The organism is Methyloceanibacter sp., from assembly GCF_051306395.1.
In the GTDB taxonomy this organism is placed as follows: domain Bacteria; phylum Pseudomonadota; class Alphaproteobacteria; order Rhizobiales; family Methyloligellaceae; genus Methyloceanibacter.
Map to the genome: position 1 here is coordinate 21,711 of NZ_JBPPND010000058.1, position 19,553 is coordinate 41,263.

Here is a 19,553-nt window from a genome sequence, read left to right on the forward strand (position 1 = left end):
AACCCCGCAGGCCTACGCGGGGTGCGGCGCGCAAACGCAGCTTCTAAGGTGAAAGTGTGACAGCCGATGCGGTCAGGCGGAGCGCGCCCGATCGGGCCGCACCACGGCTGGGGCTGGCCGCAAGCGGGACGGCGAGGTACGGATCGCGGTGCATTGCGCGGCGAGGAACATGTCCTCGTCCGATTCGAGGAAAGCGACCTGATTGCGGCCTGCGCGCTTGGCGACATAAAGCGCCGCGTCGGCCCGCCGAAACAGGCTCGACAGATCCGCATCCACCTCCGTGTCGGTGGCGACGCCCACGCTGACCGTCGCTCCAACAGCCAGACCGTTGACGAACGCGGCCGAGCGGGAAAATGCCCGGCGCACGCGCTCCGCGGCCTCCACAGCGGCCGCCGCCTCGACACCGGGGAGGATGGCGGCGAACTCCTCGCCCCCCAAACGCCCGACGATGCTGTTGACCTTGAGGTTCTTCTCCGCGGTCATGGCGAAGACCTTGAGCACCTCGTCGCCGAGACTATGGCCATAGGAATCGTTGGTGTCTTTGAAGTGATCAAGGTCGAGGATCAGCACCGAGACCGGCGTGCCGCCCAGGATGCGGCGTTGGGCGACGGCATCGGCCACCTCGAACAACGCCCGCCGGTTCGGCAAGCCCGTGAGGCTGTCGGTCAGCGCGTCGACACGCTGCTCCTGCTCTTGCCGCTCTTTTGCCATGGCCAGCACGACAAAGGCCAAGGCGGTCCGGAGCAGTAAGGTGATGAGCATGACGATCGGGAACCAGCTGCTGAAGAACACCGCGCCGACTTCCGGGATCGGATTCATCACGATCAACGGGAGCCAAGACAGGAAGCTCGCACTGGTCAGAGCGAGAAGCAGGATCGCAAGCCAGCGCGAAGGCAATTGCTCACCGTTGTCGTAGGCAAGCTCGGTGGCGGCCGCGAAGCTGTAGGCTGCGGTCAGCACGCAGACCAGCATCAGCCTGTCGTTGAACGTCTCGACAAGGCCCGTGCTGGCCGCCAGTAGCAAGACAACCGGTCCCACAAAGATATAGAGAAGGCTCGAGTCGCGCTGCGAGAATTCGCGGCAGGCCCGCCACTTCACGCCGGCCCCTAGGATCATCACGGCTTGGCCCAGCACCAAGGCGTCCGGGAAGCCGCTTCGAGAGACGTTGGCAATTACGATCCCGACACTGATGAGTAGCATGGCCAGGCCCCACATGCCGACGAAGGACGATCCGCCTTGGCGCGCCCAATTGAAGACGAGCACAAGGCCAAGGACCGCGTTGATCGCGATCGCCACGATCGAAATCGTCGACATGTCGAGGTGCATGGTCTCTCGCTTGGCGGGATTGAACTCGCGGGGACCGTAGCCGTTAGGTGCTCTCGGTAGGCTTTATGCTACCGCGACATTTTCTAGAAAATTTTAGCAATGGACCTGCGGGACGCGCGCGGACTGCACCTGCTAGCCGTCGCCGCTCTTCACCGCCCGAAAGAACGCGGCATTAGGGCAAAACGGCTGGGGCTCCGCCTCGCTATGGCCGGCAAGCCACTCGCGGCACAGACGCTTGCTAGCACAGCCGTGGCACTTGGCTCGCGCCCTGACATAGGACTGCCCGCCATCCAAATCGATGGCAGCCAGATGATCGACGCCGGTGACTTGCATCATGTCGTCCATGAGAACGGTCTGATGAAAGTCAGCAAGCTCCGGTTTGGGATCCTTCATGACTATCCCCCTGCCCCTCTTGGGCACGCCGACGCGCACCTGGCTCGCAGGTAAGCGCGGGGGAACTTTCGCGGCCTTGAGGCAAATCAAGACGGTGCGGGCTTTGCCCTAGGCGCCCTTTTTGGCCCGCTCGATACCGGCGCGGATGAGATCGCCCGCCTCGGCGTGCTCGGCCCAGCGCACCACCTTCACCCACTTCCCCTGCTCCAGGTCCTTGTAGTGCTGGAAGAAGTGGCCGATCTGCTCCACTAGAATCTCGGGGAGGTCGCGGTAGCTCGTGACGCGCTTGTAGAAGGGGTGCAGTTCGTCGATCGGCACGGCGATGACTTTCTCGTCAATGCCTTTCTCGTCCTCCATGAGGAGCGCGCCGATGGGACGCGCGCGGATGACCACGCCCGAGGCGACCGGCGTCGGGGCGATTACCATGCAGTCCACCGGATCGCCGTCCTCCGAAAGCGTATGCGGGATGAAGCCGTAATTCGCCGGATAGAACATGGACGTGTGCAAGAACCGGTCGACGAACAGCGCGCCGGACTTCTTGTCGATTTCGTATTTCACCGGCGATCCACCTTGCGGGATCTCGATGATGACGTTGACTTCATGCGGCGGATTGGCGCCGACGGGAATGTTAAGCAGGCTCATGAAAATCCGATCTCCTAAAGCTCCGCGGCCACGGCGCGTTCGTCGAGCGCAGCGGTCTTGATCAAGGCGAATACCCGCTCGCCGCAAGCAAGTCCAAGCTCGTCGATGGCTTTGCGCGTGGCGAGGGCGAAAAGATGGCCGTGGCCGTCGAGGTCGATGGCAACACCCGTGAGCGGCCCGTCGTCGGTCTCGAGCCCGCCCACGGTACCAGAGAGTGTATTGCGGATGCTGGTATCGCGGCCGGCCCCGCGCGCCAGGGCAATGTCGGTCGATTTGACCACGATGCGCACCTCCTGCCCCGGCGTTCCGGCGCGGCCGACGAGCCAGATCTTGCCGGCCGGATGGGAAATCTCTGTGAGCCCGTAATTCTCGTCGATGGACGACAGCGTGCCGGTCACTACAGAGGCACGCGCGAAGCGGCTGAGGCCCGCTGACTTCAATGCGGGGCCCAGCGCTTCCTCGACCGGACCGATTGCGGCGACGCGGCCGTTTTCCAGCACCACGACCCGCGCGGCGAGACGCGTGACCTCCTCCACCGCGTGGGACACGTAGACGATCGGGATGCCAAAGGCATCGCGCAAGGATTCGATCAGCGGCAGAATTTCCAGCTTGCGCTCGGTGTCGAGCGAGGCGAGCGGCTCGTCCATGAGCAGAAGCGCGGGCGACGTCAGGAGCGCGCGACCGATGGCCACCCGCTGCTTCTCGCCGCCGGAGAGGAGCGCCGGCTTCCGCCCGAGCAGGTGGCCGATGCCGAGTGTCTCGACGACCGGATCGAAGGCCACGCGGCCCGCGGCCTCTCCAGCGAACCAGCGGCCGTAGACGAGGTTCTGCTTCACCGTGAGGTGCGGAAACAACCGGGCATCCTGAAACACGATGCCGATCCGCCGGCGATGGGGCGGTACGAAAACGCCGGTCTCGGTGTCTACCAAGGTCCGGCCATCGAGCACGATCCGCCCGCGATCCGGGCGGGCGAGTCCGGAAATCAGGTTAATGGTCACGGTCTTGCCAGCGCCCGAGCGGCCGAACAGGCAGGTAATGCCCGCCTCGTTCTCGAATGCGACATCGAGATCGAAGGCGCCGAGCTTGAGCGCCACATCGACGCCGATCATGAAAGGGCCGTGCCGGTCATGGACCTCGCTTAACCCGAAGCCCGCTGGCCGTCCAGGAGCCGAAAGTCGTAGGTCCGGCCTTCCGGGGCTGGCAGTCCGCATAAGCAGGCCCTTGGGCAGCGATTTCCTTTGGAGCGCAGAAATTCTGTTTATCGTCGACAGTGTCCCCGGCGTGCTCAGGGCGCGGAGCGACGCGGCCTAAATCGGGCCTTGCGGACTATTCACACCAGGGCCGGTTCGGCTAGAACGGAGCCCAGCCATCCCCATAACGAACCCAAGAGGAAGCCTCATGCGTTCCGTATTTGCCGCATTCTCTCTCGCAATCGTCGCCCTAACCTTCGGTGCCGCGGCCGTCCACGCCGAGAAAGTGCGCTGCCAAGCCATCCGCGACTCGGCCCAGTGCGTCGCGGAGCCGAGCTGCTGGTACGATGCGGCCAACAACAAGGGATGTCTCCCGGGCCCGCGGCCTGACGAGGATCGCTGCGCGGTGCATGGCGGCGAGTCCGTCTGCAACACAAGCTCGTTCGGTTGCGCCTGGAATGCCGCCGAGAGCAAGTGCGCGGCCAAGGCCGAGTAAGAGACCCCCGCGCCCATGATCGAGCTGCTCAGAGGCTTTCCCAACAATGTCGTGGCGATCAGAGCCCACGGCGAGGTGACCAAGAAGGACTATGACGAGGTCTTGATCCCCGCCGTGGAGAAGACCTTGAAAACGCACGACAAGGTTAGAATCCTCTACGAGCTCGGTCCGGAATTCGACGGCTACGACGCGGGCGCGGCCTGGGAGGACTTCAAGGTCGGCATGGAGCACTTCTCCCGTTGGGAGCGGATCGCGGTTATCACGGACGTCGAATGGATCGGCCTCGCCACGCGCCTGTTCAGCGTCTTCCTGCCGGGCACCATCCGCGTCTACCCTCATGCCGAGGCCGCCAAAGCGCGGCTATGGATCACGCAGGCCGCATAAGCCGCAGAGCCTACTCGTGGCGCAGCGCGTCGATGGGATTGAGCTGCGCGGCCCGGCGCGCGGGGAAATAGCCGAATACGATTCCGATCAAAGCCGAGAAGGCGAAGGCGATCACCACGATGCTCGGGTCGAGCACGAAGGGGATGTTCATACCGGCGGAGGCAGCGCCCGCAAGGGCCAGCCCCAAGAAAACGCCGACCGCGCCGCCGAGCAGGGACAGCACCACCGCCTCCACGAGGAACTGCATCAGCACTTGGCTCTCTTGCGCGCCGATGGCGAGGCGAATGCCGATCTCGCGCGTACGCTCGGTCACCGACACCAGCATGATATTCATGATGCCGATGCCGCCCACCAGCAGGCTGACCCCGGCCACGGCACCGAGGAGCGCAGTGAGGACCCCGGTGGTCGCGGTCTGGGTATCTGCGATCTGTTTCATGTCGGCGACGCGGAAGTCGTCCTCCTCGGCTCCGGTAATGCCGCGCCGCTCGCGCAAGAGCCGCTCAATGTCCGCCTGCACTTTCGACGTGTCGACGCCGTCCAGGGCCGAGACATTGATGGTGTTGATATCGGTGTTGCCCGCGATACGCCGGTGATAGGTGCGCAGCGGCATGAGCACGACGTCGTCGCGATCGGTACCGAAGCCAGACTCGCCCTTCTCCTCGAGCACTCCGATCACTTCGCAGGACACATTGCTGACCCGGAGGCGCTTGCCGGTTGCGTCGGTGGAGCCGAACAGTTTCTCATGGACCGTCTGGCCGACGATGCACACGGCGCGACCGCTTCGCGTCTCGCTGTCGAGGAAATTGCGGCCTTCCGTGAGTTCCCAATCCTGCGTGACGACGTAGCTCGCGTCCGTGCCGATCGTGCCGACGCTGCGGCTTTCGTTGCCGTACACCACGGTCGTTGATTGCTGCGCCATGGGCGCTACGGCCTTCACGCCGCGCAATTGCTCGCGCAACTCGGCGATGTCGCGGGCGTCGAAAGGCTTCGCGGTGGCGCTCGCTCGCCCCGGTCCCCATTGCCCGGGGCGGATGAACAGCACATTGCTGCCAAGCTTAGCCATCTCGATCTTGACCTTCTCCGTCGTGCCGTTGCCGATGGTGACCATGGCGATCACGGCCGAGACGCCGATGACGATGCCGAGCAGAGTCAGAAAAGAGCGCAAGGCGTTGCGCCGGACCGCCTGCACCGCGAGCTTCAGGGTCTCGTAGAACATCAGGCCGCCTCCTGCGTACGGCTGTCGCTGGCGATGCGCCCGTCGAGGAAATGCACGACGCGGCCGGCATATTCGACCATCTCCGGCTCATGCGTGACCATTAGGATGGTGATCCCCTGCTCGCAATTGAGCCCGACGAGAAGCTGCATGATCTCGTGGCTGGTCTTGGTGTCGAGATTGCCGGTCGGCTCGTCGGCCAACAACACCGCGGGGCTGGTGACAATGGCCCGCGCAATGGCGACGCGCTGCTGCTGGCCACCGGACAATTCGCCGGGCGTGTGCCGCGCCCTGCCTTGAAGGCCCACCCGCTCCAGCGCTTCCATGGCCAGGGGCCGGCGTTCGGCGTGGCGCATGCCGCGATAGATGAGCGGCAGTTCGACATTCTCAACCGCGGAGGTGCGGGCCAGCAGATTGAAGCCCTGGAACACGAAGCCGAGATAGTTCCGCCGCAGGAGCGCCCGTTGCTTCCGGTCGAGTCCGCCCACGTCTACGCCCTTGAACTGATAGACACCGCTCGTGGGTTGATCGAGGCAGCCGATGATATTCATCGCGGTGGATTTGCCGGAGCCAGACGACCCCATGACCGCGGCGAACTCACCCTCCTCGACGGCGAGATTCACGCCGTCCAGCGCACGCACTCGCGCATCGCCTTGTCCGTAGATCTTCGTGACGTCGCGCAGCGCGATCAGCGGCGACGCTTTTGTCCTAAACGGCTTGGTCATCGGCGATCACCTGGCGGTTTCCGTGTCGACGATGACCGCCTGGCCGGGTGCAAGGTCACCTTGCCTGATCTCGGTGCGCTTCCCGTCTGTCGCGCCCACGGTGACGGCCAGCTCTTGCGGCCGTCCGTCACTTAGGACCCAGACCTTGCGTTCCGCGCCCGTCGGCTCCCGGGGGCTGCTTGCCCTGCGCAGGCGTGGCGGACCAGGCATCAGCTTTTGCAGGAAGTTGCGCTTGTCCACCGCTTCGCCGCTCGGCGGCGAGAAGCGCAGCGCCGCGTTCGGCACGGTCAGCGCATCCTGCACGTGTGCGACCACGATTTCCGCCGTGGCCGTCATGCCGGGCCGCAAGAGCAGTTCGGAATTATCCGTCGTGAGTACCGCCTTATAGGTGACGACGCCTTGGACAACTTCGGAGCCGTAACGCAGTTCCCGAATCTCGGCGGTGAACGTCCTGTCGGGATACGCGTCGACCGTGAAGCTCGCCTTCTGCCCTTCGCGCACGCTGCCGACGTCGGCTTCATCCACGTCAACCTGGACCTCCATCTTCGTAAGGTCCTCGGCGATGGTGAACAGTACCGGGGCTTGAAGCGACGAAGCCACTGTCTGGCCCGGCTCTACGACGCGGCTCAAGACCACACCCGTAATAGGCGAACGGATGACGGCCTTCTCCAAATTTGTCTCGTTGAGCGCTAGATCGGCGGTGGCAGCGGCCACATCGGCCTTAGCGCTTTTCAGCGCGGCGAGTGCACGTTGATGCGCAGCCTCGGCCGTCTCCAGCTGCTGCGCGGCCCCCACTCTCCTGGTGACGAGCTGCTGCTGCCGGTCCTGTTCGAGCCTTGTCTCCAGAACGGTCGCTTCGGCCTCGCTGACCTTGGCTTCGGCGGCCTGGAGCTTGGCCCTTGAACTGTCCGCCGTCGATGAGAGTTTGTCGGTATCGAGCTCGGCGAGCGTCTGTCCCGTGGTGACGGCGCTGTTGTAGTCCACAAGCACGTTGCGCACGATGCCGGAGAGTTCGCTCGAGATCTCCACCTCGTTGGTCGGCTGGACGGTCCCCGTGGCCGTAACCGCAACCGTGAGGTCGCCCTTGTTGACCGGCTCGGTGACATAGCGGGCGCCGCTATTGGAGCCGCCGGTTCCGAAAATGGCGTAAAGGAGTACCGCCACGCCTGCGAGCGCCGCGAGGACGAGCTTGGAACGGTAGCGCCCAAGCGTCGTTTTCGGCTTGTCGAGTCCGAGCACGGCCTCGATATCGGCCTCCACCCTCTCGGCCTTCACTTTATCAGCCTTGACCGTGCCGGTTTGCACAAATTCATTCATCCCGACCCTTCTCTTCCTTCTCGGGCACGTCGTATGGGCGGCCCGTCGCGGCCCCGACGTGACCTCAAATTAGGGTCGCAAGACGCGCCTTGCTGGAGATTTTTGTAACGAAACCGCGCGTTTCGGTGCCCCGGAAACGTTTCGACACAAATCTCTTGCGCGCGAAACATTTCGAAACGCTGCAGCCCAATCCCGGCAACGATCCGGCGCTAGCCTCTGCTGCAGATCAGGAGGATTCGCCAATGAATGTCGATCTATGGGTTGCCGCGCTGCGCATCTTAGCCGCCGTGCTGGTGATCAGCGTCGTTTGGCCGAACCTCTTTGAGCCGCGGCGCTGGGCGCGCCACCTGGACACGAAGGCCGACACGAGGAGGGCCGCACGATGACTATGTTTCTATGGACCATGGTACTGACGTGCTGGAGCACCGCCGCTTTGCTGGTCGTTTCGATGATCTACCCAGACCTGTTCCTGTGGGTCCGCCTCGGCGCCCTCGACGACAGTGCCGACAGGGACTGTCAGGCGCCGGCCGGCGCCATGGTCGCCGAACGCTGAGAGAGAACCGGCGCGCCCTTGGGGTCGAGGATGCGGTAGCCGAGTAGCTTCACGCCGTCGTTGATCAGGAACCATACCAGCGCGTAGCCCCAGACTTCGGCGCGGGGCGCACATTGTCGTAAGCGATGGAGAGGATCGCGCGTCGTTCCGCCGGAAATCGGCGCCGCGGCTGTGGATATGATGGACAAGATGTTGGCGGTCGCTGCCAATTCGCAGTTTCGTGGCGCCTGCATGCAGTATTCTTCAGCGCGGCGAGCGCGATCAGCATGCCTTAAGCTCACCGCCTACCTCCTCACGAGGTCAGCAAAGACCCAAATCCTCTATTAGAAGCGTACGTCAGTTCTAAGACTTGATCCGATTGCTTCATCTTATATTGAGACCGGCACCGTAAGTCGGCAGCAACGAAGGCCGCCGGCGGCGGCAACGCAAACCTGTGGAGCCCCGGGTGACGCGCGACGAACACCAAGGTCCTCTCACGCTCGCCTTCGATGTCGGGGGCAGCCATTTGAAGGCGGGCATGCTCTCGCCGAAGGGGAAGATGCTCGATGGCCCGAACCAAGTGGCCACGCCCCACCCCGCCGTTCCGCAGGAGGTGGTCGAGGCGCTGACGGGCCTCGCCGAAGGGCTCGGGCCGCATGACCGCATCACCATCGGCTTTCCGGGCGTGGTGCGTGCCGACTATGTGGTCACGGCGCCCAATCTCGGCACCGAGCTGTGGCAGGGCTTCAAGCTCGCGGCGGTGCTGCATGAGCGGCTGAAGAAGCCGGTGCGCATGATCAACGACGCAAGCGTCCAAGGGTTGGGCGCCATCTCGGGCGACGGCTTGGAGTGCGCGATCACCATGGGGACCGGGTTTGGATTTGCGCTGTTCGACAACGGGCGTCTCGCCCCGCATCTCGAGATGAGCCAACACCCGATCAAGACCAACACGACATACGATCAGTATCTGGGCGAGAAGGCACTCGAAGCCATCGGCCCCAAGGAATGGAACAAGCGCGTACGCGAGATCATCGGCATCCTCGCCACGGTCACCAATTACGACATGCTCTATATCGGCGGCGGCAACGCGCGCTTGATCGAAAAGCCGTTGCCGGACACTGTGCGGACGGTTTCAAACGAAGATGGTATCACCGGCGGCGTGAAGGTCTGGGATAAGGCGATGGACGCGAGCTTCACCGGTGTGTCTTCGGCCTTTGTGACGGTGGCTTGAAGGAGTAACGGCGGTGGCGCAGGCCCCAGACGAGCTCGACGAACTGGCGATCAACACGATCCGCACGCTCTCGATCGACGCTATTCAGAAAGCCAATTCCGGCCATCCCGGCACGGTCATGGACGCGGCGCCCGCCGCTTACACCCTGTGGCAGCAATTCCTGCGCTACGACCCGAAGGCGTCGCATTGGATGAATCGCGACCGCTTCGTGTTGTCGGCGGGGCACGCGTCCATGCTGCTCTACAGCCTGACCCATCTGGCGGGGATCGAGGCGGCCGAGACCTCATACCAGGAGAAAGGCGGCGAGGCGGTAAGCCTTGCCGACATCGAGTCCTTCCGCGAGGAGAACAGCCGATGCCCCGGCCATCCGGAATATGGCTGGACCACGGGCGTCGAATCCACCACCGGACCGCTCGGCCAAGGCGTGGCGACGAGCGTCGGCATCGCCATGGCGGGGAAGTGGCTGGCGGCGACCTACAACAAGCCGGACTTCGAACTGTTCGACTTCAATGTCTATGCGCTGTGCGGCGAAGGCTGCCTGATGGAGGGCGTCGGCAGCGAAGCCGCCTCGCTCGCCGGACACTTGAAGCTGTCGAACTTGTGCTGGATCTTCGACAACAACAACGTGACCATCGACGGCCACACCGACATCACCTTCACCGAGGACGTGGCAAAGCGATTCGAGGCCTATGGCTGGAATATTCTGCATGTGACGAACGCCAACGACCTGGCGGAGCTGGCCAAGGCGTATAGCGACTTCCTCGCCACGGAGGACAAGCCGACGCTCATCGTCGTGCACAGCCATATCGGCTACGGCTCGCCCGGCAAGCACGACACGCCGTCCGCCCACGGCGAGCCGCTCGGCCCAGACGAAGTGCGCCGTACCAAGGAATTCCTCGGCTTCGATCCGGACAGGTTCTTCGTCGTGCCGGACGGCGTGCGGCAGCACTTCACCACCCATATGGGCCAGCGCGGCGCGGATGCGCGCGCCAAGTGGGAGGCGCTGTTCGCCGACTACGCCAAGAAGCATCCCGACCAGGCGAAGCAGATCGAACTGATCCGGGATCGCGAGCTGCCGCAAGGCTGGGACAGTGACATTCCCGAGTTCCCGCCCGACGCCAAAGGCATTGCGACCCGCGAAGCCTCGGGCAAGGTGCTGAACGCCATCGCGGCGAAGGTGCCTTGGGTGCTGGGCGGCGCGGCGGACGTAGCCGGCAGCACGAAGGTGATCCTGGACTATCCGGACGCCGGCGAGTTCCAGCCTTATGGCGAGCTCGGCGACTATGGCGGTCACAATCTGCGCTACGGCATTCGCGAACACGCCATGTGCGCCCTTGTCAACGGCATGGTGCTGACGGGCTTGCGCGCCTACGATTCCTGCTACCTGATCTTCACAGACTATGCGCGCGGCGCGATCCGGCTCGCCTCGCTGATGGATCTTCCCGTGCTGCATATCTGGACGCACGATTCCATCAGCCTCGGCCAAGACGGCCCGACGCACCAGCCGGTCGAGCAGCTGGTTTCCTTGCGCGCGGTCCCGGGTCTCATGGTGATCCGCCCGGCGGACGCGAATGAAACGGTGGAGGCCTTTCGGCTGGCGATACCGCATAAGAGCCGCCCCGTGGCGCTAATCCTGACGCGCCAGGCCGTTCCCACCTTTGACCGCTCGACGTTCGCGCCGGCGAGCGGACTGGCGAAGGGTGCCTACGTGCTTGCCGATGCGCCGGATGGGAAGCCGGACGTGATTCTCATCGGCACGGGCAGCGAGGTGTCGCTTTGCGTTGCGGCGCGCGACATGCTCGCCAAGGACAAGATCAAGGCGCGAGTCGTCTCAATGCCTTGCCGCGAGTTGTTCGATGCGCAGGATGATGCCTATCGTGAGTCCGTTCTGCCCTCGTCCATCACGGCGCGGGTCACGGTCGAAGAAGCCTCGCCGATCGGCTGGGACCGCTATGCGGGACCCAAAGGGATCGTGCTCGGCATGAATACGTTCGGCCTGTCGGCGCCGCTGAAGGTCGTCTCGGAGCATTTCGGGTTCACGCCGGAACGGGTCGCGGCCGCGGCCAAGATGGCGCTGGGTCTTTGAGAGTCTTTCCGCGTTCCGGCGTGCCGGAGCGTCTCACGGCTGCAAAACGAGGAGATGAGCGATGCAACTCGGCATGATCGGCCTCGGTCGAATGGGCGCCAACATGACCGTGCGGGCAATGAAGGCCGGCAACGACATGCACGTCTATGACACCCACGCCGACGCGGTGAAGGCGCTGACCGATAAGGGCGCCAAGGGCAGCACGGAGTTGAGCGACTTCGTCAAAGGCCTCGATAAGCCGCGCGCCATTTGGATGATGGTGCCGGCGGGTGCGGTGGATGCGGTGGTCGCCGAGCTCGAGCCGCTGCTGGAGTCTGGCGATATTATTATCGACGGCGGCAACTCCTATTATCACGACGATCTGCGCCGGGCTAAGGCTCTGAAAGAAAAGGACATCCACTATGTGGACGTGGGCGTGAGCGGCGGCGTGTGGGGCCTCGACCGCGGCTATTGCATGATGATCGGCGGCGAGGACGACGTGGTCGCGCGGCTCGATCCGATCTTTAAGGCGCTGGCGCCTGGCGTCGGCGAGGCGGCGCGCACACCGGGCGCTTCCGGCGAGCCTTCGGCCGCCGAGAACGGCTATCTCCATTGCGGGCCGAATGGCGCCGGACACTTCGTCAAGATGGTGCATAACGGCATCGAGTACGGAATCATGGCCGCCTATGCGGAAGGGTTGAACATCCTCAAGAACGGCAATGTGGGAAAACGCAAGCAAGAGACGGATGCCGAGACCACGCCCTTACGCAATCCCGAGTACTATCAATATGACATCAACCTGGCCGAGGTCGCGGAGGTGTGGCGGCGCGGCAGCGTGATTGGTTCGTGGCTGCTCGACCTCACGGCGAGCGCGCTGCGCCACAGCCCCGACCTCGCCAATTTCGAAGGCCGCGTGTCCGACTCCGGCGAAGGCCGCTGGACGCTGCAAGCGGCGATCGACGAAGGAGTCCCCGCGCCGGTGATCTCATCGGCGTTGTTCACACGCTTCGCCTCAAGAGGTAACGCAGACTTCGCCGACAAGCTAATGTCGGCCATGCGGTACGAATTCGGCGGTCACCTCGAGAAGAAGGCGCCATGAACCAGTCGAACGGAGGCGAGTCCGACGCGCTGGTCTTTTTTGGCGCGACCGGCGACCTCGCCTATAAGCAGATCTTTCCGGCACTGTTCGGCCTCGTGCGCGACGAAGGCTTGTCCACGCCCATCATCGGTGTTGCCAGAGGCGGCCGGGGACTGGACTGGCTCAAGAAGCGGGCCGCCGACAGCGTCAAGGACCACGGCGGCGATATCAAATCCGCTGCGTTTAAGAAGCTCTTGGACCACCTCCAATACGTGGACGGCGACTACGCCGATTCGGAGACCTTCGCATCACTGCGCAAGGACTTGGGTGACGCCAAGCGTCCCCTGCACTATCTCGCCATTCCGCCGACTCTCTTCTCGGAAGTCGCTTCGCAGCTCGCCAAGTCGGGATGCGCGGAGAACGCACGGCTCGTGGTCGAGAAGCCGTTCGGACGCGACCGGAAGTCGGCCGACCAGCTCTCCCGCATCCTCGACGAGTACTTCTCCGAGACTGACATTTTTCGCATCGATCATTATCTCGGCAAGGAGCCGGTGCAGAACATCCTCTACACGCGCTTCGCCAACTCGATCTTCGAACCGCTGTGGAACCGCAATCACGTGCGCAGCATCCAGATCACCATGGCGGAGAATTTTGGCGTGCAGGACCGCGGCGCGTTCTACGACGAGGCTGGCGCGATCCGCGACGTGCTGCAGAACCACATGCTGCAGATCCTCGCCTCGCTGACCATGGATCCTCCGACGGGACAGGAGCACGAGGCCATCCGCGACCGCAAGGCGAGTCTGCTGAAGTCCGTTCGTCCACTCAGCCCCAACGACCTCGTGCGCGGCCAGTATGAAGGCTACGAGCAGGTTCCCGGAGTGCACCCGGGCTCGACGGTGGAGACATATGCCGCCGCCCGGCTTGCCATCGACAGCTGGCGCTGGGAGGGCGTACCTATCTATATCCGCACCGGAAAATGCCTGCCGGTCAGCATTGCCGAGGCCGTGGTGCAGTTCAAACGGCCGCCGCGGGAAACCTTCGGCGAGATCAGTTCGGTCGGCTGCGGCCATATGCGCTTTCGCATTCAACCCGACGTGACCATCGCGCTCGGCACCCGCGTCAAGGTTCCCGGCGACCGCATGATCGGCGACGACGTGGAATTGATCCTGACCCGGCAGCCCGCGGGCGACAAACCGCCTTATCAACGGCTTCTCGGCGACGCCATGCAAGGCATCAGCGATCTCTTCACGCGAGAGGACATCGTCGATGCGGAATGGCGCATCGTGGATGGTGTGCTCGGCAACGTGACGCCGGTTTATCGCTACAAGCCGGGATCCTGGGGACCGGACGAGGCCGAGCAGCTCGTCGGCGCGGATGGGCGCTGGCTCAATCCCAAACCCGCCTAGACGTAAAGATGCCCGAGACACACCAGGTGGTCTTTCTCTTCGACGTGGACAACACGCTGCTGGACAACGACCGCATGAAAGCCGACCTGGGCGACCATGTGAGTGAGATGTTCGGCGAAGAGGCGCGGGACGATCTTTGGGCGCTCTACGAAGAGGAGCGGGTCAAGCACGGCTATGCCGATTTTCTCGGCACGCTGGAGAAGTTTCGTCTCGCGCATGTCGACGACCCGCGCGTCTTGCGGCTCGCCAACTGGGTGATGGACTACCCCTTCATCGAACGGCTTTATCCGGATGCGCTGGGCGCCGTTCGCCACGTGCGCAAATGGGGCCTGCCGGTGATCCTCACCGACGGCGACGGCGTGTTCCAGCCGCACAAATTGGAGCGGGCAGGTTTACTGGACGCTTTTGGAGGCCACGTGCTCAATTACGTCCATAAAGAGAAAGAGCTCGACGCGGTACAGCGCGCCTATCCGGCTAAGCACTATGTGCTGATCGACGACAAGCTCAGCCTGTTGGATGCGGTGAAGAAGGCCTGGGGCGACCGCGTAACCACTATTTTTCCGCGCCAAGGTCACTACGCCAAGGACGCAAGCACCCTGACCAGCTTTCCGCCGGCCGATATGGAGATCGCGCGCATCGCCGACCTGATGGAGCACGATTTCTCGATGCTTCAGCCGGCCTGAGGAGGAGATAGACCCGTGAAAGCAACCGAAGCCCTGCACGATCTGGGGCAAAGCCTGTGGATCGACGATATCACCCGCGACATGCTCGATAGCGGCACGCTCAAGAAATATATCGACGAGCTCTCGGTGACGGGGCTCACGTCGAACCCGACGATCTTCGACAACGCCGTCTCCAAGAGCGACAGCTACGACCCGGAGATCAAGCGCCTGTCGACGGCAGGCTATACCGGCGAGGCGCTGTTCTTCGAGCTGGCATTGCAGGATCTGTCGCGCGCGGCGGATCTGTTCCTGCCGATCCACGAGCGCACGGCGACGGTGGACGGGTTCGTCTCGCTCGAGGTCTCTCCCCTGCTCGCGTACGACACGGAAGCCACCGTTGCCGAGGCCAAGCGGCTCTACGGGCGGGCGCACAAGCCCAACCTCTTCATCAAAATTCCCGGGACCAAGGAAGGCCTTCCGGCCATCGAGGAAGCGATCTTCTCGGGCATCACCGTCAACGTGACGCTGCTGTTCTCCTCGCAACACTGCGTGGCCGCGGCCGACGCCTACATGAAGGGCCTGGAGCGCCGGGTCGCCGCCGGCCTCGACCCGGACGTGCGCTCGGTCGCCTCCATCTTTATCAGCCGCTGGGACAAGGCGGTGATGGACAAGGTGCCGGACGCCTTACGCGACAAGCTCGGCATCGCCGTGGCGCATCAGGCCTATCGCGACTACCGGGCCATGCTCTATTCCGACCGCTGGCAGCGGCTCGCCTCCATGGGCGCGCGTCCGCAGCGGCTCCTGTTCGCGAGCACCAGCACCAAAGACCCGAAGGCACCGGACACACTTTATATTGGGGCGCTCGCCGCGCCGAACACCGTCAACACCATGCCGGATAAGACGCTGCTCGCCTTCGCCGATCACGGCAAGCTGCAAGGCGTGTTGTCACCCGACGGCGGCGATTGCGAGGACGTGCTCGCGGCTTACGAGAAAGCGGGCATTTCGGTGTCCGACCTCGCGGCGCAGCTTCAAAAGGAAGGCGCTGCCTCTTTCGTCAAGTCGTGGCAGGACCTGCTGCAATCCATCGAGACCAAGACCATGGCGCTAAGCTAGGGAGGCCGAATGCCCACACTGATCGAGACCCCGGCCTGGCAGGCCCTCGAAGCGCATCACGACAAGATCAAGGACGCGCATCTGCGCGCGCTCTTCGCCGACGACAAGAACCGCGCCGCGAAGTTCACAGCGGAGGGCGCAGGTCTCGTGCTGGACTACTCGAAGAACCGCATCACCGAGGAGACGCTTGCGCTCCTGATCGACCTCGCCAAAGAGCGCAGAGTCGCCGAGCGGCGCGACGCCATGTTCCGCGGCGATGAGATCAACGTCTCGGAGGACCGCGCCGTGCTGCATGTCGCCTTGCGCGCGCCGCGTGGCGAGGTGATCGAGACGGACGGCCACGACGTGGTGCCGGACGTGCACACGGTGCTCGACCGCATGGCGGCCTTCGCCGACAAGGTGCGCAGCGGCGCCTGGAAAGGCCATACGGGCAAGCGCATCAAGAACGTCGTCAATATCGGCATTGGCGGGTCTTATCTCGGACCGGAGATGGCCTATGTGGCGCTCCGCCCTTATTCCGACCGCGACATGACCTTCCGCTTCGTCTCAAACGTGGACGGCGCTTGTTTCGACGAGGCGACGCGCGACCTCAACGCGGAAGAGACGCTGTTCATTATCTCCTCCAAGACCTTCACCACGCTGGAGACCATGACCAACGCCGCGACCGCGCGCGCCTGGGCCGTCGACAAGCTCGGGTCCGAAGACGCGGTGGCCAAGCATTTCGTCGCCGTCTCCACCCACACAGAAGGCGTCGAAAAATTCGGTATCGACACCGCCAACATGTTCGAGTTCTGGGACTGGGTCGGCGGCCGCTATTCCATGGATTCGGCGATCGGCCTTTCGACCATGATCGCCATCGGGCCCGACAACTTCCGCGACCTGCTCGCTGGCTTCCACGAAATGGACGAGCATTTCAGGACGGCGCCGCCCGAGAAGAACCTGCCCATGCTCATGGGGCTGCTCACGGTCTGGTACAACAACTTCTTCGGCGCGCAGACGCTTGCGGTGCTCCCCTACTCGGAGCACATGAAGCGCTTTCCCGCCTACCTCCAGCAGCTGCAGATGGAGAGCAACGGCAAGCATGTGGATCTTGCCGCGGCGCATGTGAATTATCAGACGGGCCCAATCATCTGGGGGGAGCCCGGCACCGACGGACAGCACTCCTTCTATCAGCTGATCCATCAGGGCACGAAGCTGATCCCGTGCGATCTCATCGGCTTTCTCACGCCGTTGAGCCCGCTTGCCGATCACCACGATCTGTTGATGGCCAATCTGTTCGCGCAGGCCGAGGCGCTCGCCTTCGGCAAGACGGCGGCCGAGCTGACCGCCGAAGGCTCATCACCGGCACAGACGCCGTTCCGCGTGACCGAAGGCAATCGTCCGACCAACATGATCCTCGCTGAGAAGCTCGATCCCAAAACGTTGGGGCGGCTGGTGGCGCTTTACGAGCACAGCGTATTCACTCAAGGGGCCGTCTGGGACATCGACTCGTTCGATCAGTGGGGCGTGGAGCTCGGCAAGGTGCTCGCCAACCGCATCATCCCCGAGCTCGAGGCCAAGACCGCGCCTAAGCTCACCCACGACTCATCGACCAACGCGCTGATCGAACGCTACCGCAAGCACAAGTTCTCGTAGCGCGGTTAGGCGGCAACACGGCCGCGCATGGCCGCGTCCCGGATCGCCTTGATGTTTTCGGCGTAATGGGCATCGCTGAACACGCCGGAGCCCGAGACGAGCGCATTTGCCCCTGCCTCGACCACGAGCGGCGCGGTCTCGACATGAATGCCGCCGTCCACTTCGATATGGATCGGCCGGTCACCGATCATTTTCTTGATGGCGCGGATCTTATCGAGCTGAAGCGGGATGAAGGTCTGGCCGCCGAAGCCCGGGTTCACCGTCATCACCAGGACATGGTCGACCTTGTCGATGACATATTCGATCGCGCTCTCCGGCGTGGACGGCGTGAGGCTCACCCCTGCGTGCTTGCCAAAGCTCCTAATGAGCTGAAGGGAGCGGTCAAGATGCGGCCCCGCTTCGGCATGCACGGTGATCTGGTCGGCGCCTGCTTTCGCGAACGCTTCGATATAGGCGTCGCAGGGCGCAATCATCAGATGCACGTCGAACGGCTTCTTGGTATGGGGCCTGAGCGCCTTCACCACGTCAGGGCCGATCGTGATATTCGGCACGAAGTGCCCGTCCATGACGTCGATATGAATCCAGTCGGCGCCGGCTTTGTCCACGGCGCGCACTTCATCTCCCAACTTGGCGAAGTCGGCGGAGAGGATCGACGGCGCGATGATGATCTCGTGGGTCATTGACACGGGTACTTTACGGCCCTCTACCTTGCAGCGCCCTTAACTTTCTGCCCCTATCGTGCGGCCGATTTCACGAAAGAGGGCCACTGCCATGACGCCAGCTTTTGGAACGCTTCGGATCTGTGAGGACGCAGCGGACCTGGCCCGCACGGGCGTCGCCTATCTCTGCGATCTCGCCGCGCGCCGCGAGGACCGCACGATCGTCGCGCTGTCCGGCGGCAGCACACCGAAGCCGCTTTATGAGCATTTGGCCCAAGAGCCGATTAAGTCGCGTCTGCCCTGGGACCGGGTGCATTGGATCTTGGGAGACGAGCGCTTCGTCCCGCCCTCCGACCCGGCCAGCAATTACGGCATGGCGCGCGCGGCGTTTCTCTCGCATGTGCCGGTGCCGCCTCAGAACGTGCATCCAGTGGAGACCGACGGCGTGACGCTCGATGAGGCGGCGCGGCGCTACGAGAAGATGCTGCAGGGTCTCTATGGCGCCGACACGCTCGAGCCCGGCCGCCCGCTGCTCACGCTCACGCTGCTCGGCCTCGGCGAGGATGGCCACACGGCCTCTCTTTTGCCGGGGGAGCCGGTTCTCAAAGTACGCGACCGCTGGGTCGCGCCGGTGCCGAAGGGCCGCACGGAAGAGCGCGTGACCCTCACCTACCCCGCGCTCGATTCAAGCCACGTGGTCGCGTTCTTGGTATCCGGTGAGGGAAAGCGCGAGATCCTCGACAAGATCCTGTCGGGCGATGACAGCTTTCCCGCCTCTCATATCCGGCCGGTGGGCGAACTTATCTGGTTCGCCGACCGGGCCGCCGCGGGGCGCTGGGCTAGACATCCTTGATGACATACCGGTCCGTCCCATGCGGCCGACTTTCACTTTCCGCAACGGAACGTTAGACTTGCTCAACGGTTTGCCCTTAAGCCCTGCACGCTAGGCCAAGAGCAGGCACCCAACTCCATAGAATGGTTGAATTTTGACTCTCCCCGCCGAGAAACGCGCAAATCATTGGATACCGAGCCGCGCGAGCCTTGACGCGCTCGTGCGCGGCGAGCATGGCGACCCGTTCTCGATCCTCGGGCTGCATCGCGGCCGCGCCGGTGCGTCTCTCTGCGTCTTTCTGCCGGGTGCGGCGTCCGTCACGGCCCTCGACCCCGAGACGGGAGAGGAGGTCGCGCTCGAGCGGCTGAACAAGACGGGTGTGTTCGGCGCGGAAGTGCCGGACGGATTTTCACAAAGCTACCGCTTGCGCGTCGCCCGCGACGGAGAGACGGCGGAGATCGACGACCCGTATCGCTTCGGCCCCATTCTCGGCGAGCTCGATCTCCATCTCTTCGCCGAGGGCAATCATTTGCGCCTTTACGAGAAGATGGGCGCCCATGCCATCACGCATGAAGGCGTGGACGGCATCAGCTTCGCGGTCTGGGCGCCGAACGCCACGCGCGTCAGCGTGGTCGGGCCGTTCAACGACTGGGA

General features: G+C 63.7%; 22 protein-coding genes. 13 read left to right on the forward strand and 9 right to left on the reverse strand.

The features are described from left to right. Window positions 1-72: 72 nt before the first annotated feature. The 4 genes from ACSLE4_RS03760 to modC form a co-directional block, all read right to left on the reverse strand. Window positions 73-1,326 carry a GGDEF domain-containing protein gene (locus tag ACSLE4_RS03760; RefSeq protein ID WP_435903142.1) on the reverse strand — a complete coding sequence of 418 codons (1,254 nt, stop codon included), beginning with the start codon at window positions 1,324-1,326 and terminating at the stop codon, window positions 73-75. A gap of 132 nt (window positions 1,327-1,458) precedes the next feature. Beyond that, window positions 1,459-1,719: a DUF6455 family protein gene (locus tag ACSLE4_RS03765; RefSeq protein WP_435903143.1), complete on the reverse strand. Its 261-nt coding sequence runs from the start codon at window positions 1,717-1,719 to the stop codon at window positions 1,459-1,461. 108 nt (window positions 1,720-1,827) lie between these two features. Continuing rightward, on the reverse strand, window positions 1,828-2,361 hold the full coding sequence (gene ppa, locus ACSLE4_RS03770; RefSeq protein WP_435903144.1) for an inorganic diphosphatase: 534 nt from the start codon (window positions 2,359-2,361) through the stop codon (window positions 1,828-1,830). 14 nt (window positions 2,362-2,375) lie between these two features. Then, window positions 2,376-3,470 carry a molybdenum ABC transporter ATP-binding protein gene (gene modC / locus ACSLE4_RS03775; protein WP_435903145.1) on the reverse strand — a complete coding sequence of 365 codons (1,095 nt, stop codon included), beginning with the start codon at window positions 3,468-3,470 and terminating at the stop codon, window positions 2,376-2,378. A gap of 289 nt (window positions 3,471-3,759) precedes the next feature. On the opposite strand from modC, the gene ACSLE4_RS03780 reads away from it, so the two are divergent. Further along, complete coding sequence (locus ACSLE4_RS03780; RefSeq protein WP_435903146.1) at window positions 3,760-4,047, forward strand: hypothetical protein; 288 nt, start codon at window positions 3,760-3,762, stop codon at window positions 4,045-4,047. Between the two features lie 15 nt (window positions 4,048-4,062). Further along, the gene (locus tag ACSLE4_RS03785) at window positions 4,063-4,431 is read left to right on the forward strand and encodes an STAS/SEC14 domain-containing protein (protein WP_435903147.1); all 369 of its coding nucleotides are present in this window, start codon (window positions 4,063-4,065) and stop codon (window positions 4,429-4,431) included. 10 nt (window positions 4,432-4,441) lie between these two features. On the opposite strand, the gene ACSLE4_RS03790 is transcribed toward ACSLE4_RS03785, so the two are convergent. Genes ACSLE4_RS03790 through ACSLE4_RS03800 form a run of 3 tightly spaced genes read right to left on the reverse strand, consistent with a single transcriptional unit; the run spans window position 4,442 to window position 7,686 of the window. Continuing rightward, window positions 4,442-5,647 carry an ABC transporter permease gene (locus tag ACSLE4_RS03790; protein ID WP_435903148.1) on the reverse strand — a complete coding sequence of 402 codons (1,206 nt, stop codon included), beginning with the start codon at window positions 5,645-5,647 and terminating at the stop codon, window positions 4,442-4,444. Then, window positions 5,647-6,369, reverse strand: coding sequence for an ABC transporter ATP-binding protein (locus tag ACSLE4_RS03795; protein WP_435903149.1), 723 nt, complete (start codon window positions 6,367-6,369; stop codon window positions 5,647-5,649). Before ACSLE4_RS03795 ends, ACSLE4_RS03790 begins: the two co-directional genes overlap by 1 nt. Before the next feature lie 6 nt (window positions 6,370-6,375). After that, on the reverse strand, window positions 6,376-7,686 hold the full coding sequence (locus ACSLE4_RS03800; RefSeq protein WP_435903150.1) for an efflux RND transporter periplasmic adaptor subunit: 1,311 nt from the start codon (window positions 7,684-7,686) through the stop codon (window positions 6,376-6,378). An 89-nt stretch (window positions 7,687-7,775) separates the two neighbouring features. On the opposite strand from ACSLE4_RS03800, the gene ACSLE4_RS03805 reads away from it, so the two are divergent. Beyond that, window positions 7,776-8,072 carry a hypothetical protein gene (locus ACSLE4_RS03805; RefSeq protein WP_435903151.1) on the forward strand — a complete coding sequence of 99 codons (297 nt, stop codon included), beginning with the start codon at window positions 7,776-7,778 and terminating at the stop codon, window positions 8,070-8,072. Further along, window positions 8,069-8,239 (forward strand): hypothetical protein, encoded by a 171-nt coding sequence (locus ACSLE4_RS03810; RefSeq protein ID WP_435903152.1) that lies wholly within the window; start codon window positions 8,069-8,071, stop codon window positions 8,237-8,239. Before ACSLE4_RS03805 ends, ACSLE4_RS03810 begins: the two co-directional genes overlap by 4 nt. Here ACSLE4_RS03810 and ACSLE4_RS03815 read toward each other — a convergent pair. After that, window positions 8,203-8,472, reverse strand: coding sequence for a hypothetical protein (locus ACSLE4_RS03815; RefSeq protein ID WP_435903153.1), 270 nt, complete (start codon window positions 8,470-8,472; stop codon window positions 8,203-8,205). The genes ACSLE4_RS03810 and ACSLE4_RS03815 overlap by 37 nt on opposite strands. 212 nt (window positions 8,473-8,684) lie before the next feature. Here ACSLE4_RS03815 and ACSLE4_RS03820 point away from each other — a divergent pair, with 212 nt between their 5' ends. The 7 genes from ACSLE4_RS03820 (at window position 8,685) to pgi (ending at window position 17,408) form a co-directional block, all read left to right on the forward strand. Next, complete coding sequence (locus ACSLE4_RS03820) at window positions 8,685-9,449, forward strand: ROK family protein (RefSeq protein ID WP_435903154.1); 765 nt, start codon at window positions 8,685-8,687, stop codon at window positions 9,447-9,449. A gap of 13 nt (window positions 9,450-9,462) precedes the next feature. Next, a complete protein-coding gene (tkt, locus tag ACSLE4_RS03825; RefSeq protein WP_435903155.1) occupies window positions 9,463-11,535 on the forward strand; it encodes a transketolase in 2,073 nt (690 codons plus the stop codon). Window positions 11,536-11,596: 61 nt separating this feature from the next. Continuing rightward, on the forward strand, window positions 11,597-12,613 hold the full coding sequence (gene gnd / locus ACSLE4_RS03830) for a phosphogluconate dehydrogenase (NAD(+)-dependent, decarboxylating) (protein ID WP_435903156.1): 1,017 nt from the start codon (window positions 11,597-11,599) through the stop codon (window positions 12,611-12,613). Continuing rightward, the gene (zwf, locus tag ACSLE4_RS03835; RefSeq protein ID WP_435903157.1) at window positions 12,610-13,998 is read left to right on the forward strand and encodes a glucose-6-phosphate dehydrogenase; all 1,389 of its coding nucleotides are present in this window, start codon (window positions 12,610-12,612) and stop codon (window positions 13,996-13,998) included. Before gnd ends, zwf begins: the two co-directional genes overlap by 4 nt. An 8-nt stretch (window positions 13,999-14,006) precedes the next feature. Continuing rightward, window positions 14,007-14,681 carry an HAD family hydrolase gene (locus ACSLE4_RS03840; RefSeq protein WP_435903158.1) on the forward strand — a complete coding sequence of 225 codons (675 nt, stop codon included), beginning with the start codon at window positions 14,007-14,009 and terminating at the stop codon, window positions 14,679-14,681. 15 nt (window positions 14,682-14,696) lie between these two features. After that, a complete protein-coding gene (tal, locus tag ACSLE4_RS03845; RefSeq protein WP_435903159.1) occupies window positions 14,697-15,773 on the forward strand; it encodes a transaldolase in 1,077 nt (358 codons plus the stop codon). Window positions 15,774-15,782: 9 nt separating this feature from the next. Further along, window positions 15,783-17,408, forward strand: coding sequence for a glucose-6-phosphate isomerase (gene pgi / locus ACSLE4_RS03850; protein ID WP_435903160.1), 1,626 nt, complete (start codon window positions 15,783-15,785; stop codon window positions 17,406-17,408). A 5-nt stretch (window positions 17,409-17,413) separates the two neighbouring features. Here the strand turns inward: pgi and rpe are convergent, their stop codons facing one another. Continuing rightward, window positions 17,414-18,088, reverse strand: a complete 675-nt coding sequence (gene rpe / locus ACSLE4_RS03855; protein ID WP_435903161.1) for a ribulose-phosphate 3-epimerase — start codon at window positions 18,086-18,088, stop codon at window positions 17,414-17,416. Window positions 18,089-18,179: 91 nt separating this feature from the next. Here rpe and pgl point away from each other — a divergent pair, with 91 nt between their 5' ends. Both pgl and ACSLE4_RS03865 read left to right on the forward strand, forming a co-directional pair. After that, entirely contained in the window at window positions 18,180-18,920 is a 741-nt protein-coding gene (gene pgl, locus ACSLE4_RS03860) for a 6-phosphogluconolactonase (protein WP_435903162.1), read from the forward strand. 133 nt (window positions 18,921-19,053) lie between these two features. Continuing rightward, on the forward strand, window positions 19,054-19,553 hold a 500-nt coding region (locus tag ACSLE4_RS03865; protein ID WP_435902948.1), incomplete at its 3' end, for a GlgB N-terminal domain-containing protein.

Bases quoted from the DNA above. Each gene is read 5' to 3' on its own strand.
- gnd (WP_435903156.1), top strand. From the start codon at position 11,597: ATGCAACTCGGCATGATCGGCCTCGGTCGAATGGGCGCCAACATGACC.
- ACSLE4_RS03785 (WP_435903147.1), top strand. From the start codon at position 4,063: ATGATCGAGCTGCTCAGAGGCTTTCCCAACAATGTCGTGGCGATCAGA.
- ppa (WP_435903144.1), bottom strand. From the start codon at position 2,361: ATGAGCCTGCTTAACATTCCCGTCGGCGCCAATCCGCCGCATGAAGTC.
- pgl (WP_435903162.1), top strand. From the start codon at position 18,180: ATGACGCCAGCTTTTGGAACGCTTCGGATCTGTGAGGACGCAGCGGAC.
- ACSLE4_RS03800 (WP_435903150.1), bottom strand. From the start codon at position 7,686: ATGAATGAATTTGTGCAAACCGGCACGGTCAAGGCTGATAAAGTGAAG.
- rpe (WP_435903161.1), bottom strand. From the start codon at position 18,088: ATGACCCACGAGATCATCATCGCGCCGTCGATCCTCTCCGCCGACTTC.
- pgi (WP_435903160.1), top strand. From the start codon at position 15,783: ATGCCCACACTGATCGAGACCCCGGCCTGGCAGGCCCTCGAAGCGCAT.
- ACSLE4_RS03790 (WP_435903148.1), bottom strand. From the start codon at position 5,647: ATGTTCTACGAGACCCTGAAGCTCGCGGTGCAGGCGGTCCGGCGCAAC.
- ACSLE4_RS03840 (WP_435903158.1), top strand. From the start codon at position 14,007: ATGCCCGAGACACACCAGGTGGTCTTTCTCTTCGACGTGGACAACACG.
- ACSLE4_RS03795 (WP_435903149.1), bottom strand. From the start codon at position 6,369: ATGACCAAGCCGTTTAGGACAAAAGCGTCGCCGCTGATCGCGCTGCGC.
- ACSLE4_RS03760 (WP_435903142.1), bottom strand. From the start codon at position 1,326: ATGCACCTCGACATGTCGACGATTTCGATCGTGGCGATCGCGATCAAC.
- zwf (WP_435903157.1), top strand. From the start codon at position 12,610: ATGAACCAGTCGAACGGAGGCGAGTCCGACGCGCTGGTCTTTTTTGGC.
- ACSLE4_RS03780 (WP_435903146.1), top strand. From the start codon at position 3,760: ATGCGTTCCGTATTTGCCGCATTCTCTCTCGCAATCGTCGCCCTAACC.
- ACSLE4_RS03815 (WP_435903153.1), bottom strand. From the start codon at position 8,472: ATGCAGGCGCCACGAAACTGCGAATTGGCAGCGACCGCCAACATCTTG.
- ACSLE4_RS03765 (WP_435903143.1), bottom strand. From the start codon at position 1,719: ATGAAGGATCCCAAACCGGAGCTTGCTGACTTTCATCAGACCGTTCTC.
- modC (WP_435903145.1), bottom strand. From the start codon at position 3,470: ATGATCGGCGTCGATGTGGCGCTCAAGCTCGGCGCCTTCGATCTCGAT.
- ACSLE4_RS03810 (WP_435903152.1), top strand. From the start codon at position 8,069: ATGACTATGTTTCTATGGACCATGGTACTGACGTGCTGGAGCACCGCC.